The organism is Paenibacillus sp. GQ49 (assembly GCF_059759055.1).
In genome coordinates this window covers 133,134-146,026 of sequence record NZ_JCAXEL010000003.1, presented here as the reverse complement: position 1 = coordinate 146,026, position 12,893 = coordinate 133,134, and the positions used below count along the sequence as shown (strand labels likewise).

At 47.7% G+C, this 12,893-nt stretch carries 13 protein-coding genes; 6 read left to right on the top strand and 7 right to left on the bottom strand.

The genetic code is table 11. From position 1 onward, the window contains the following. Positions 1-54 precede the first annotated feature (54 nt). Together AC6CIF_RS07835 and AC6CIF_RS07830 are read right to left on the bottom strand one after the other, a co-directional pair. On the bottom strand, positions 55-1,536 hold the full coding sequence (locus tag AC6CIF_RS07835; RefSeq protein ID WP_498198897.1) for an alpha-amylase: 1,482 nt from the start codon (positions 1,534-1,536) through the stop codon (positions 55-57). Between the two features lie 204 nt (positions 1,537-1,740). After that, a complete protein-coding gene (locus AC6CIF_RS07830) occupies positions 1,741-4,053 on the bottom strand; it encodes an ATP-dependent DNA helicase (protein ID WP_498198895.1) in 2,313 nt (770 codons plus the stop codon). Positions 4,054-4,222: 169 nt separating this feature from the next. Between AC6CIF_RS07830 and AC6CIF_RS07825 the strand changes: the two genes are divergently transcribed. From AC6CIF_RS07825 to AC6CIF_RS07810, 4 genes are all read left to right on the top strand, one after another. After that, positions 4,223-4,435: a helix-turn-helix transcriptional regulator gene (locus AC6CIF_RS07825; protein ID WP_036612923.1), complete on the top strand. Its 213-nt coding sequence runs from the start codon at positions 4,223-4,225 to the stop codon at positions 4,433-4,435. Next, the gene (locus tag AC6CIF_RS07820; RefSeq protein WP_498198893.1) at positions 4,425-4,547 is read left to right on the top strand and encodes a hypothetical protein; all 123 of its coding nucleotides are present in this window, start codon (positions 4,425-4,427) and stop codon (positions 4,545-4,547) included. The genes AC6CIF_RS07825 and AC6CIF_RS07820 overlap by 11 nt, the downstream gene beginning before the upstream one ends. Before the next feature lie 285 nt (positions 4,548-4,832). Next, positions 4,833-5,330 carry an antibiotic biosynthesis monooxygenase family protein gene (locus AC6CIF_RS07815; protein ID WP_498198891.1) on the top strand — a complete coding sequence of 166 codons (498 nt, stop codon included), beginning with the start codon at positions 4,833-4,835 and terminating at the stop codon, positions 5,328-5,330. A 170-nt stretch (positions 5,331-5,500) separates the two neighbouring features. Beyond that, positions 5,501-7,483 carry an LTA synthase family protein gene (locus AC6CIF_RS07810; RefSeq protein ID WP_498198889.1) on the top strand — a complete coding sequence of 661 codons (1,983 nt, stop codon included), beginning with the start codon at positions 5,501-5,503 and terminating at the stop codon, positions 7,481-7,483. A gap of 94 nt (positions 7,484-7,577) precedes the next feature. On the opposite strand, the gene AC6CIF_RS07805 is transcribed toward AC6CIF_RS07810, so the two are convergent. The 5 genes from AC6CIF_RS07805 to cidR form a co-directional block, all read right to left on the bottom strand. After that, positions 7,578-8,138, bottom strand: a complete 561-nt coding sequence (locus AC6CIF_RS07805; protein ID WP_498198887.1) for a hypothetical protein — start codon at positions 8,136-8,138, stop codon at positions 7,578-7,580. 153 nt (positions 8,139-8,291) lie between these two features. Continuing rightward, positions 8,292-8,963, bottom strand: coding sequence for a GNAT family N-acetyltransferase (locus tag AC6CIF_RS07800; protein ID WP_498198885.1), 672 nt, complete (start codon positions 8,961-8,963; stop codon positions 8,292-8,294). Positions 8,964-9,008: 45 nt separating this feature from the next. Then, positions 9,009-9,683 (bottom strand): GNAT family N-acetyltransferase, encoded by a 675-nt coding sequence (locus tag AC6CIF_RS07795; RefSeq protein WP_498198884.1) that lies wholly within the window; start codon positions 9,681-9,683, stop codon positions 9,009-9,011. Between the two features lie 72 nt (positions 9,684-9,755). Then, positions 9,756-10,613, bottom strand: coding sequence for a carbon-nitrogen hydrolase family protein (locus AC6CIF_RS07790; protein ID WP_498198882.1), 858 nt, complete (start codon positions 10,611-10,613; stop codon positions 9,756-9,758). Between the two features lie 112 nt (positions 10,614-10,725). Further along, positions 10,726-11,610, bottom strand: a complete 885-nt coding sequence (gene cidR / locus AC6CIF_RS07785) for a cidABC operon transcriptional activator CidR (RefSeq protein ID WP_124116663.1) — start codon at positions 11,608-11,610, stop codon at positions 10,726-10,728. A 161-nt stretch (positions 11,611-11,771) separates the two neighbouring features. Here cidR and AC6CIF_RS07780 point away from each other — a divergent pair, with 161 nt between their 5' ends. Both AC6CIF_RS07780 and AC6CIF_RS07775 read left to right on the top strand, forming a co-directional pair. Beyond that, complete coding sequence (locus tag AC6CIF_RS07780) at positions 11,772-12,143, top strand: CidA/LrgA family protein (protein WP_017691758.1); 372 nt, start codon at positions 11,772-11,774, stop codon at positions 12,141-12,143. Beyond that, a complete protein-coding gene (locus AC6CIF_RS07775) occupies positions 12,140-12,820 on the top strand; it encodes an LrgB family protein (RefSeq protein WP_076209664.1) in 681 nt (226 codons plus the stop codon). The genes AC6CIF_RS07780 and AC6CIF_RS07775 overlap by 4 nt, the downstream gene beginning before the upstream one ends. Positions 12,821-12,893 lie beyond the last annotated feature (73 nt).

Sequence of the window (12,893 nt, the reverse complement as noted above, 5' to 3'; positions counted from 1 at the left end):
AGGTGGAATAACGGTCTATATATGGTTGTTTCTAATATCATTTATTCTAATCTGTTACTCAGCGTCAGCGCAGTCCTCATTCTGCTCTGGAAGAGCCCATACCGACAAGCCTCCACCGCACACATGGAAGGTGGCCCAACCGTCTTCCTCAATGGTAATCTGATCCTCACAGCTGTTTGTCAGATCCACCCAGACTTCACCAGCACGGTGCTCACCGATGAACATTCTTTTCTCACCGTCATCCCCGTTAGAGATAACTACCGCACAACCGGAACCTTCGATTTCCTCTACGCCACGACGTACCCAGCCAATCGTATTCGCGTGATCAAAGTAATCTTCCTGCTCTCCATATGCCTTGTTGCAACGGGCAGACAGCAGAATGTCCAGAATTTCTTTTTTGCCATCCACAGGTTCAGGTCCACCAATGCCATAATAATCCCCGTAAAATACAACCGGATACCCATCACGACGTAATAAAGTCAACGCATAAGCGCTCGGCTTAAACCAATCACCAATCCATGATTCCAACGCTTCATGAGGTTGGGAGTCATGATTATCTACAAAAGTTACCGCATGGGTAGGATGTGTCTGCACCAAGGTATCATCAAAAATTTTGGAGAGATCAAAGTCTCTGCCTGCAAGCGAAGCCTCATGCAACTTGTAGTGAAGAGACACATCAAACAGGTCGATCTGATAGTCTACCGTATCAAGGAATTCACGACATGCATCCAGGTTCGAATTCCAGAACTCACCTACGATGTAGAAATCCTGACCGCGTTTGCGAATCATCTCTGCTGCGAACTCCTTAATGAATTCGTGGTTGATATGTTTAATTGCATCCAGCCGGAACCCACCACACTGGAGGGTATCGATCAGCCATTTCCCCCAATCGATCATCTCGCGCCTTACATCCGGGTGGTTATAATCTATATTGGCGAACATCAGATAGTCATAGTTGCCAAACTCATCATCGACATTCTCATTCCATTTTTTATTCTCTCCTGCGATGCGGAATACACCTGTTCGTTCTCCCTTGGCGTCAAAGTCTGTACCGTTGAAATGTTCAGAGCTCCACTTAAAGGAGGAGTATTGATCTCCGCGACCCGGGAATGTGAATTTGGTCCAGCCCTCAATCTCGAACGGTTTGGAAATTTCCTTCGTCCGATCATTCGGATCAACCTCAATCACTTTGAACACTTCCGTCTCATCTGCTCCGGCCTTGTGATTCATAACCAGATCCACATAGACGGCTATGCCGTTCTTCTGACACTCAGCAATGGCCTCCACCAGTTCCTGCTTGGTGCCATATTTGGTTCGTACGGTACCCTTTTGATCAAATTCGCCCAGATCGTACAGATCATATACACCATAACCTGTATCTTCTGCTGACACTGCCTTGGTTACGGGTGGTACCCATACCGAGTCAATGCCTTTGGCTTTCAGTTCCGGGGCCATTTCAGCCAGTCGCTTCCAATGATCTCCGTCTGCAGCCAGGTGCCATTCAAAAAACTGCATCATGGTATGATTTCTCTTCATTATAACCGACCTCCTTGATTGCTTTCGAAGCGGACCGCGGAACGGATAGGGTAATTCGCCGTTGTTCGTTCGTTGCTAACCAAGTTATAACCCTTTCACCCTACCCTTCAATCATATAAAGGAAAGAAATCTGAGAAAAATGTTAAACTTATTGGTTCAGCATTTGCCTGATTACATTGAAATTGCTGTGGAGATGCATCATATTCAAATTCGTTTATAGTCCCGCCACTCCTCGGGCAGCAGGGAACGATACGGTTCCTGGATAAAACGATCGTCAACCAGCACCAGCACGCCCCTGTCTTCTTCCGTTCGAATCAGCCGTCCACCCGCCTGCAGCACCTTGTTCATCCCCGGGAAAATATAGGCGTAATTGAATCCGTTGCGTCCTGTCCGATCATAATAATCACGTAAAACGTTGTTCTCCAGACCAATCTGCGGCAACCCCGCACCTACCACAACGACGCCATTCAAGCGATCTCCCGGCAGATCGACACCTTCCGAGAATACGCCACCCATGACGGCAAATACCAAGCGTGTTCGTTCAGGATTCGGCTGAAATCCATCCAAAAACTGCTCCCGTTCCAGTTCGTTCATGCCTTGCTTTTGTATGACCGTATCCGCTTCACTTGGAAGCTGTGCATAGGTTTCGTATATCTCGCGCATATAAGGGTAAGAAGGGAAGAACACCATCAGATTACTGCGCGGCCATTCGGCCACCAGCTGTTGCAACATCTCCGCAATGGGGCGCCGGGACTGTTCCCTGTCCTTATATCGCACGGATAAGGGCAGGAGTCTCACATCCAATTGTTCGCGCTGAAATGGGGATGGAATCTGCAATGTATAATCCTCTTCCTCTGCACCCAGCATATCCCGATAATAGCGAAGGGGTGACAATGTAGCCGAGAAATGAATGAGGGAGCGGAATCCTTTGGCCGTCTGACGAAGCAGTACGGAAGGATCGAGACAGAATAACTTCACTCTCACTTCACTTCGAACACACTCTGCATACGTAATAAAACGTTCATCATACAGCTTGGCGATCCGCAGGAAATTCTGTGCCGTGAAGTAGGCATCCAACAGCAGCTGATCCGTCTCGGCATTCCCCGAACCACCTTCAACAAGACATTGCTCCGCGACCATGACAAAAGGCTCCAGCCGTTCAATCAGTTCCTCCGGTGCTTCCTGCTGGATGATCTTTCCTTCTTCTCCACCGTTTTTCCGAAGGGTAATCAGATACTTATCAATGGCCCCGGTGTAGTCAACAATGGCTTTGGCAGCAGGCACACTGCTGTCCAGCGACTGGAACTCTCTTTTCACATCCAGAAATACTGCCTTCTCCAGCTCAGCGGAAAACATCATTCGGCCACGATCGACCAGATTATGAGCCTCGTCCACCAGTAACACCGTCTTGCGTTTCTGCTCCTCCAACATTCTTTTCAGAGAGATCCTTGGATCGAAAATATAGTTATAATCGCAGATCACCGCATCGGCTGCATACGCCGCATCCAGGGAAAACTCAAACGGACACACCCGATGTTTGCGCGCATACTGCTCGATGACCGGACGTGTCATCAACGTCTCATGTTCCAGCATGTCCAGCACGGCCCCGTTAATACGGTCATAATACCCTTCACACATGCCGCACTGCCCCGTATCACATGCTTCCTCTTCCTTAAAACAAATCTTGTCCTTCGCGGTCAGACTGATCACATGCATCTTCAATCCTTCCGATTGCATCCGGGCAAAAGCTTCTTCTGCCGCCACCCGTGTCGTCGTCCTCGCGGTCAGATAGAACAATCGGCTTGCTTCGCCTTCGCCAATCGCTTTGACCGTGGGGAACAGTACGGACATCGTTTTACCAATGCCTGTTGGTGCTTTGGCCATCAATCCCTGACCCTCACGGATTGTCTTGTATACGGCTCCTGCCAGCTTACGTTGTCCTTCCCGATATTTGCGAAAAGGAAACGGCAGCTCTTTCACACTGATATCACGCTTTTCTTCATATGCAGCGATCATCTCTGCATATGGCGCATAACCGGCAATCACTTCTGCCGCAAACTGCTCCAGTTCCTGTCGTTCTGCCATTCGGCGAAACCGTCTTTCTTCATGGGTAACCGAATGCACATACGTCAACTGAACTTGCATACGTGGTTCGTCTTGCTGAACGGCGTACATGTAGGCATACATCATCGCCTGCGCCCAGTGTACGGGAAGACCTTCTCCCAGATCATCCAGATTGCCCGCAGTTGATTTGATCTCATCCACCGTCAACTGACCCTCCAACCGGATCAGACCATCACATCGTCCCTCCACCACATAGGTCAGATCCCCATGTTGAATCTCAGCTTCGAGCACAATCTCTTTGAGATCCTCTTCCGTGTACTCCTTCTGTACCCGCTGATGAATTCGAGTTCCCTCCTGCATCGAGGCATTGGTCCGGAACCCTGGACGTATGCTGCCACTGCGGTACACATACTCCACCAAAGGTCTAACCGATATCCGAATTGTTGTTGTCATACGATCACCCGTTCTGTTTGTAGTGATTATACTTTATCATGAAATATGCTTTTGGACACAGCACCACCTCGAAGAAGTGGAAAATATTATAAAGAGAGATTGACATTCCATCGTCGCATAAGTAAAGTTAACTTTACGTAAAGCGAACTTTACTTATGGGAGGATATACTTGCAAAATCTAATCAGAGACAAACGAATACATATGCACATCACACAGGAAGAACTGTCTCAACGGCTAAAGGTCTCCAGGCAGACCATCATATCGTTGGAATCCGGAAAGTACAAACCTTCTCTTGTGCTTGCTCACAAGCTTGCCCAATTATTTGGCTGTCAGATCGAGGAATTATTTATTTTTGAAGGAGATGAGAATATTGAGTTCTGAATTACTGAATCGGATGATCGGGATCGGTGGAATTGTAGCTGGTTTGTTATTTGCAATACTCATTATTTTTTTCACAAGGTTGATTGCAAAAAAAGCAAAACGGACTGGATGAGCGGTACCTCTATTGTATCACGAGAGCAAAAGCCTTCTCCTGGAATGCTACCACTATCAGTCTTGCTCTGGCTTGGATCCTCGTAGTTATGCTAGACGGAATATCGCTTTCCTTTTTCATTATTACTGCAGTGTTTGTCATTCATTGTTTATCTTCTATTGCGGCAAACTTATACTACTCAGCTCGGAATTAGCCCACCTGTCCGATACATGTGAACCGATTGGACTCGCACAATCCCATATGCTATGTTGAAGTGGATTGTATTTATATGAGGAGGCAGCTTCTATGTATATCTATTTGGTTCCTTCACCGATTCCGGATGCACTTGCTACATACCCGCATCTGACTTTGCGAAGCGAAGAGCACGTGCGTCTGGCTATTGAATCCGCAGAACGCCTGATGAATATCGAGTCTGATGATAAAGTAGCCGCATATGAAGCTTTTGATGCCGCAGGCTCCTGGGCTGGCGGTGGTTACGCTGTTCTTAACAATATCCCTGTCACAGAGGATGGTCGTAACGATTTCGAAGAACGGTTTAAGAACCGTGCCCGCAAGGTAGAAGACGAGCCTGGCTTTGTCGGTATTCGTGTGCTTCGTCCTCTGAAGGATGATACATATGTTGTACTCACACTCTGGCAGTCGGAGGAACATTTCAAAGGCTGGCAGGAATCCCAAGCATATAGTCACGCTCATCGTAACCGCAGTACAAGCGAAGGGCTGACCGCACAGAAGCCCACCATGTTCCCCAGACCTTCTTACGTCACAACGTACACTATAGAATAACGGATTGGGTCACATCTGGCTTTTATCGCAGTAGCCCATGTTTTTTCAAACCTCTTCCTGCATGGAAGAGGTTTTTTGCCGTCAATTGTAGAAGGCTCTCATTTTTGACACAGCCATGCTGAGATAGGATAATACTTGTTAAACGAAACTTCGGAAGGGAAGGCGGTACCTTGTCACGCAGTTCACTCACCCGATTTCTAAGCGGACCGTTTATATTCTTTACCATTATCATGATGATCAAAAGTTCACTGGCCTGGATTGTTATCTTCGATGACATCCCTGTATGGAAACCACTGCTGACCGAATTGCCGCTCATCTGGATCGGCTTCTGTCTAATTGAATGGTTTGCTGCCAAGCGGCGAATGTGGATATACCTTGCCATGAATTTGCTGCTCTCGGGGATTTTCTTTGCAGCCATCATGTACTACAAATACTATGGTGTAATCGTTAACTATCATGCGTTGGCACAGGTGAATCAGGTGACTTCGGTCAAGAGCAGCATGTTCTCTTTGCTTGATCCCTATTACTTGTTTATTTTTGCAGACGTTCTGATCATTGGGGGGATACTTATTCGTCGCCGGATCAAGCTCGGGAGTACAGAACGCCCGAACCGCATTCCGCTTGAACGACGTGCCAGAAGACGGGTTGCCTCGGTCATTCTGACCCTGTCCATGATCCTGTGCATGCTCAACATCTATCCCAATCGGGCCAGCATGAGTGAGCTTACACAAGCAGAACAGATGGGCATCCTCGGTTACGAGGCGTATACCATCCTGGATCGACCTGATGAACTTGTACCCATTGCTCACATCGACCAGACTGACATCGACCAACTGAAACAAACGACCGAACTTCCTGCGATTGTGGAGCAGGGTGCCGCGAGCGGACGTAATGTGATTATGCTCCAGTTGGAATCGTTTCAGGACTTTCTGATTGGATTAGAGGTAGATGGACAGGAGATTACGCCTATTCTGAATCAATTGGCTAGACAAAGCCTGTATTTTCCGAACTTTTATCAGCAAGTGGGACAGGGAAATACATCGGATGCAGAATTTGTTGTGAACACATCGTTCTACACCCCGCCAAACGGGGCAGCAACAACTGTATACGCGGATAAAGCTCTGCCGAGTCTACCCAAGTTGATGTCAGCAAACGGATATCAGACAGCCACATTCCATACAAATGATGTTCGTTTCTGGAATCGGGATCAGTTATACAAGGCACTTGGATTCGACCAGTATTATGATATTGATTATTTCGGCACACAGGACTCTATCGCCTTTTCGGCCTCGGATGAAGTACTGTATTCCAAAACACTGGATAAGCTGGAATCCATGCAGTCTTCGGGTGATCCCTTCTATGCCCATATCATCTCCATGTCAGCCCACCACCCTTACACTTTGCCTCAAAATAAGGTGAAGCTGACACTGCCAGAACGTTACAAGGATACGATGCCCGGTAATTATCTGATATCACAGCATTATGCGGATGAGGCAGTTGGACAGTTGATTGCTGGATTGAAAAAACGGGGATTATGGGAAAATAGCTTGTTTGTCTTGTACGGGGATCACCTTGGACTTCCCATCTACTCACTGGATAAGGATGACAAAGTCCTTATGAAAGAGTTGTATGGTCGGGAATACACATCAGCAGATATGATTAATATTCCACTCATTATCTCGGCCCCGGGTGCTACTCCGGGTGTACAGCTGGAGCAGATTGGAGGCCAGGTGGACATTCTGCCAACGATTGCGGGACTCACCGGAGTATCGCTGAAGGACCAATTACACTTCGGACAGGATTTGCTGCGTGAAGGTGGGAATCTCCTACCCGAACGATATTACCTTCCTTCCGGGTCGGTGCTAAACGATGCCTCTCTCTTCATACCGGCGAAAGGATACGGGGACGGAACGCATTATTCCCTAGCTGATGCGGGCAGACAGGATGCCGGGCAACAACGGACAAGTGTTCCTTCAGAAGAGACAACGAAGATTTCGGGAGAAGAGGAATCTCCAACTATAGTTACACTCAATAACAATTGGCTGTCTTCTTCACGGTTTATATCAAAGGAACAATATGATCGGGCATTGGATCTTGCACACTTGTCCAACAGTTATTTGAGCCAGTTACCGGATCGAAAGGCTACACAATAATTGAATCTTTTCACTCGAACTCATCCATGTGGCGACCTTCCTCTTTAACATAGAGAGAACGGTCGCTATTTATTTTCAGAACCAAACTAGTGGCCTATCCATTCGTGAGCAGACCATCAAAGAGCCAGTTGCCTTCCTCAGAACGAATGAAATAGAAATCCAATGCACCGTTTCCATCAGACCATACTGTAGCCATATGTAAAATGACACGATCTGAATCAAGAGGATTAAATCCACGGTACTCCAAATTATTCAGGCTAACGTTATGCAGAAAAGGGACTTCGTAATCCCCCTGTTCCAGTTTCGAAATAATGATATTGTTCTGCTGCGATATTTCTATGTTCGGTGAAGACACCGATTCAAGATATGTATAGTTATTGGATTGCATCGCCGCCATCAGTTTAAACGTTATGTTCAGCGTTTCTCTTAAACTTTCTACGTCTTCCTGCTCTTTTGCGTCTTTTTCATCTTTTTCCTTCTGGTTGTTCCGTACCTGCTCTTTCAGCAGTTCATTTTCCTTCCGCATTTGTTCGGTATTTATGGCATCCTTGCGTTCCCTCTCCTGTACATCTGGTAGTGAAGCATCGTCACTTGAACTGCAGGCTGTTAAAAATAAAGCGAGCATCCATATCAACAAGATTCTGCTTTTTCTCATCTAATCCCCTCCTTAATAATAATGAATAGGAACACATATCTTCCATATTTATGGTAACATATCCCTTACGAAAGAAAATACTATCTTGTTTATTCTAAAAAATAACAAAAATGACCCGAAGCCTGTTAGTCCGGGCTCGGGTCGTTCATATGTTTACAACGGCAGTAGCGCAACCGACGTGCGAGCAGTCAATTGCTCTACCATGGCAAGCCATTCCTGCGGTTTGTTTGGTAACACCGCATAATATCGATTCAGGAAATCAGCCACCAGACTGGCTGGCAGTTCACCAAGCGACTCATCACCTGGCATGAAGCACAGATCCAATCCGCCAACCGCTTCACCGTCACCTTGCCAGGATGGATGAACATACGGGAAGTCCAGACGCTGGTATCCCAGATGGGACAATACTTCGCGACGCACATACGGGTCCATTGGCTTGATTCCGCCAAACTCGTGATCCTGACTCAGATAAGGGTTATAGATTTCGGCAAACATACCGAACAATTCTTTCCCGTTTGCTGCAGCCAGCTTTTGCAGATCACGCTTGCGGTGATTCGCCAGGAAACTGCCGATCCCCAGTCCTTCGCGCCCAATAATCGTGAAGTCCGTCATGGCTACGTTCCAGTCCTCGTAATAACGGTACTCCGTCGCTCCAACAACCTGTCCCTCATGTACAGCCACGAACACCCGAATACCCGGATCTTCCAGCGGTTCTTCCCACAGGGGGAAGTCCAGCACTTCTTCCCGCGGGAAAATCTCCTGCATCAGCTTGTGCATTTGGGCAAACAATGGATCTTTAATGGATGTAATACGCGTGAATTCCATGGATAAATACCCCCTCGATCGATGATGTATTGCATTTGATATTTTTTATTTGAACGGATTCCGCCACTCCATCAGGGCTGCATAATTGCAGGATTCCTCATCGTCCAGATAGTCTGCGGTCACACCGACAGGCATGCGGCCACAGCGAAGCAGGAACGATATCACCGGGTCACGCCTCTCTCCCGCTGCTAACTGATCCAGATATTCCTGCGCAGACAGTTGTTCTGCAACCAGATGATAACCCGGCATTCTACCAGCACCCAGTAACCGATCCATCCCCTGAGCGATGACAAGGTGGTACATCGCCTGCATCATAAGTTGAGCCAGTCCCCATTTGCGGTACTTTGGACGAACACAGAGATCGACAATATACAGCGTGTTGCCATCCCTCTGGTGGTTACGAATATAACCGTCATCCGTTACTTGGGCCCAGGTATGACTTGCTGGATGTGCAGGATCCCACTGCATCCGTAGCGAGGTCATTGAGCCAGCCAATTCTCCATCGACTTCAATACAGATGGCACCCTCCGGGTAATGCTGCACATGACTGGTGAGCTGCTTATGACTCCAGAGCAGCTCTTCCGGATAAGGAGGAGGGAAACTCTCCGCCTGAATGCAAATGAGTTCCTCAAAGTCGGATGTAACATAATTGCGGACAACTGCCTTTACCCTTTTGCCACTTCGCTCCGGGTCGGTGATCAGCATTTCTTTGGTATACATGTTGTCGGTTCACCCCTTTCCACTGACAAATGAATTTCCTGCTCTGTTCCGTTCCGTTTTAAGAGCAACTTGCTACTCCCAATCGGTATACAGATCAGTACGGCGGTCACGCCAAGTCGTTACCGATCCACGTTCACGTACCTCATACAGCAAATCCAGATCCAGATCGGCGGTCACGATCATATCGTTGTTAATCTCACCCTCGGCCAGAATGCCACGTGGCGGGAACGGGATATCATTTGGCGTAATAATTGCAGCCTGTCCATAGTTGGCACGCATGAAATCAACGGTCGGCAGGTTACCCACTGTTCCGGTTAACACAACATACACCTGATTCTCTACCGCGCGGGCATGACTCGTATAACGCACACGGTAGAATCCATGACGATCGTCCGTGCAGGAAGGACAGAAAATCACGTCAGCGCCTTTGGCTTTGGCCATCCGTACAATTTCGGGGAATTCAATATCGTAACAGGTCAGCATGGCAATACGGCCTTTATCCGTGTCGAACACCTCAAGTCCATCTCCGGGAGCCATATTCCATTCCTGTACTTCGGTTGGCGTAATGTGAATCTTGTCCTGGCGCACGATGCGACCATCCGGGTAGAACATGTGGGCTGTATTATACAGCTTCCCTTCACGGCGAATGACGTGGGTTCCCCCGATGACGTGCATGCCGTACTTGGCAGCGAGTGACGTGAATAGTTGTTCATATTGTTCCGTAAAGTTCGGCAGATTCTCAATCGTCAGTGCATTGCCTTGTTTGTCCCCAATGGACATTAACTGTGTTGTGAAAAATTCCGGGAACAGCACAAATTCGGTTCCGTATTCACTCGCTGTCCGTATGTAATGCTCAGCCTGAGCGGCGAACTGCTCAAACGAGCTGATTGTGTGCAATTGGTATTGTACAGCGGATACCCGCAGTTTCATGTTCGTACACCTCCATCATGATTATGCTTCCATTGTAACAACGATCCGGGGTCAACAAAAGAGTATTTACATCGGACACTACAATGACAGAATAACCTTCCGATCGCTTCCCTTACTCACCCAGCATTGACTGTGTGAATGCGATCCACTCTCTCGTGGCAAAAGACAGATAACGATCCTTCCGCCAGATCATGCCGAGTTGCCATGGAATCACCGGTTCCACCACGGGTATAATGCGCACGCGCATATGGTCCACCTCACGACAGATCGTCTCCGGTAGTAAGGCCACCCCCAGATTGGCGGCAACCATCGCGCTGAGCAGATCCCACTGGGAGCTCTCATATACCACCCGGGGCTGGAACCCAGCATGCTGACAGGCCACAATAATCCGGTCATGCAACGCAAAATCCTCCCGAAACAACACAAAGGCATCGTTTTCCAGTTCATGCAGCGCAACCGATTCTTTTCCTGCAAGCGGATGTGAAGGGTGTACGAGCAGGTTCAGCTTCTCTTTCACAAACACAAAATGATCCAACAGCTCATCCACCGTTGGCAGTACGGCAACGCCAATATCCAGTGCACCACTGATCACATCGGCCTCCACTTTTTTGGCACCATCCTCAAATAGTTGAATGGTCACCTGCGGGTAGGCTTTGTGAAATTCACCAATGATCATGGGGAAAAAGCTGGATCCTACCATCGGTGGAAGACCAATCCGCAGATGGCCTTTCTTCAAGTTCATCAGATCATCCAATTCGGACGACAGACTGCGGAATGATTTTTCAATCTCAAGTGCCTGCCGAAAAAACACATGGCCCGCGTCGGTTAGTTCCACCTTTTTTCCATAACGGTCCAGTAAAGTGATACCCAATTCCTCTTCAAGACTCTTGACCGTCTTGCTGATCGTAGGTTGGGTGATATACAGAACTTCGGCGGCTTTTGTGAAGCTCTGCTGCCGGGCAACTTCCAGAAAATATTGCAAATGGCGGATATCCATCGGTTGATTCCCACCTCTCATAGATAAATGGAATAGTAAACATTCTTAATATGCATTTTACTCATGAAAGAATGCCATGTAAAATTTATGATATCAAATGAATCATTTTCATTTTCATATTAACTCAAAGGATTACGTTGATTATACAAGGAGGGATTGAAGTGAAAAAATGGGGCCTTGGTATTGCACAAGTTGCGCTCTTAATGGTTTTTTCACTACTCATGGACCTGCTGGCCCGTACTCTCCATCTTCCTGTACCGGGTTCGATACTCGGTATGGTTGTGTTATTCATTCTGCTTCAGACTCGTGTCGTGAAGCTGCGCTGGATTGAAGTTGGAGCTGCCTGGCTGCTCGGTGAACTATTGTTATTTTTTATCCCGTCAGCCGTTGGCATTATGAACTATATGCCCATGTTGGAACATGACGGATTGCAAATTTTATTCATCGTACTGCTTAGTACATTTCTGGTCATGTCCTGCACAGGCCTGGTGGCTACACGAATCGCGAAACGAAAGGAGCGTCACACCGGATGATTGGATTTCTCTGCCTGCTGTTAACCGTCGGTATCTATGCGGTCGCCAAACGAATGTATCGTAGTCTGCCAAAAGTATATCTGTCTCCACTGCTCATTACGCCGCTGCTTGTCGTTGGCATATTGCTCGCAACGGGAACGGATTATACCACGTATAGCAGTGGCGGCAAATGGCTGAGTCTGCTTCTCCAACCGGCCACCGTGGCGTTTGCCGTACCGCTTTATACCTTTTTCCATGTACTCAAAAAACATATTTCCGAGATTGTCTTCAGTGTCATGACCGGCTCGGTGGTTGCTGTACTTTCTTCTGCCCTGCTCGCCAAATGGTTGCGCCTGGATTCCGGTCTCATTCATAGTCTGATCCCAAGATCGATTACCACCCCGATTGCCATGAACGTTTCGGCTACCATCGGTGGCATTCCCGCAGTGACAGCTGTTTTTGTTATTATGACTGGTCTGCTCGGAGTGATTATGGGCCCTTCGATCGTTAAGATGCTGCGCATCGATGGGGAGATTGCACGAGGCACACTGTTTGGAACCGGTGCCCATGGCACAGGGACATCCAAGGCGTTTGAACTGAGCTCCCTGACGGGTACCATCTCCAGCATCTCCATGGTGCTCGCTGCATTGTTCACTTTAGCGGTTGCACCCGTGCTTTCTAAACTTATTTTCCCATAATGGATGGAATTATCCACTTTTTTGAAATATTATTGTTGTATTAAAGCCCTTTCTTCCTTACAATAAGGACAGG

Bases quoted from the DNA above. Each gene is read 5' to 3' on its own strand.
- AC6CIF_RS07775 (WP_076209664.1), top strand. From the start codon at position 12,140: ATGATTGGATTTCTCTGCCTGCTGTTAACCGTCGGTATCTATGCGGTC.
- AC6CIF_RS07800 (WP_498198885.1), bottom strand. From the start codon at position 8,963: ATGGAATTCACGCGTATTACATCCATTAAAGATCCATTGTTTGCCCAA.
- AC6CIF_RS07835 (WP_498198897.1), bottom strand. From the start codon at position 1,536: ATGAAGAGAAATCATACCATGATGCAGTTTTTTGAATGGCACCTGGCT.
- AC6CIF_RS07790 (WP_498198882.1), bottom strand. From the start codon at position 10,613: ATGAAACTGCGGGTATCCGCTGTACAATACCAATTGCACACAATCAGC.
- AC6CIF_RS07795 (WP_498198884.1), bottom strand. From the start codon at position 9,683: ATGTATACCAAAGAAATGCTGATCACCGACCCGGAGCGAAGTGGCAAA.
- AC6CIF_RS07830 (WP_498198895.1), bottom strand. From the start codon at position 4,053: ATGACAACAACAATTCGGATATCGGTTAGACCTTTGGTGGAGTATGTG.
- cidR (WP_124116663.1), bottom strand. From the start codon at position 11,610: ATGGATATCCGCCATTTGCAATATTTTCTGGAAGTTGCCCGGCAGCAG.
- AC6CIF_RS07805 (WP_498198887.1), bottom strand. From the start codon at position 8,138: ATGAGAAAAAGCAGAATCTTGTTGATATGGATGCTCGCTTTATTTTTA.
- AC6CIF_RS07815 (WP_498198891.1), top strand. From the start codon at position 4,833: ATGTATATCTATTTGGTTCCTTCACCGATTCCGGATGCACTTGCTACA.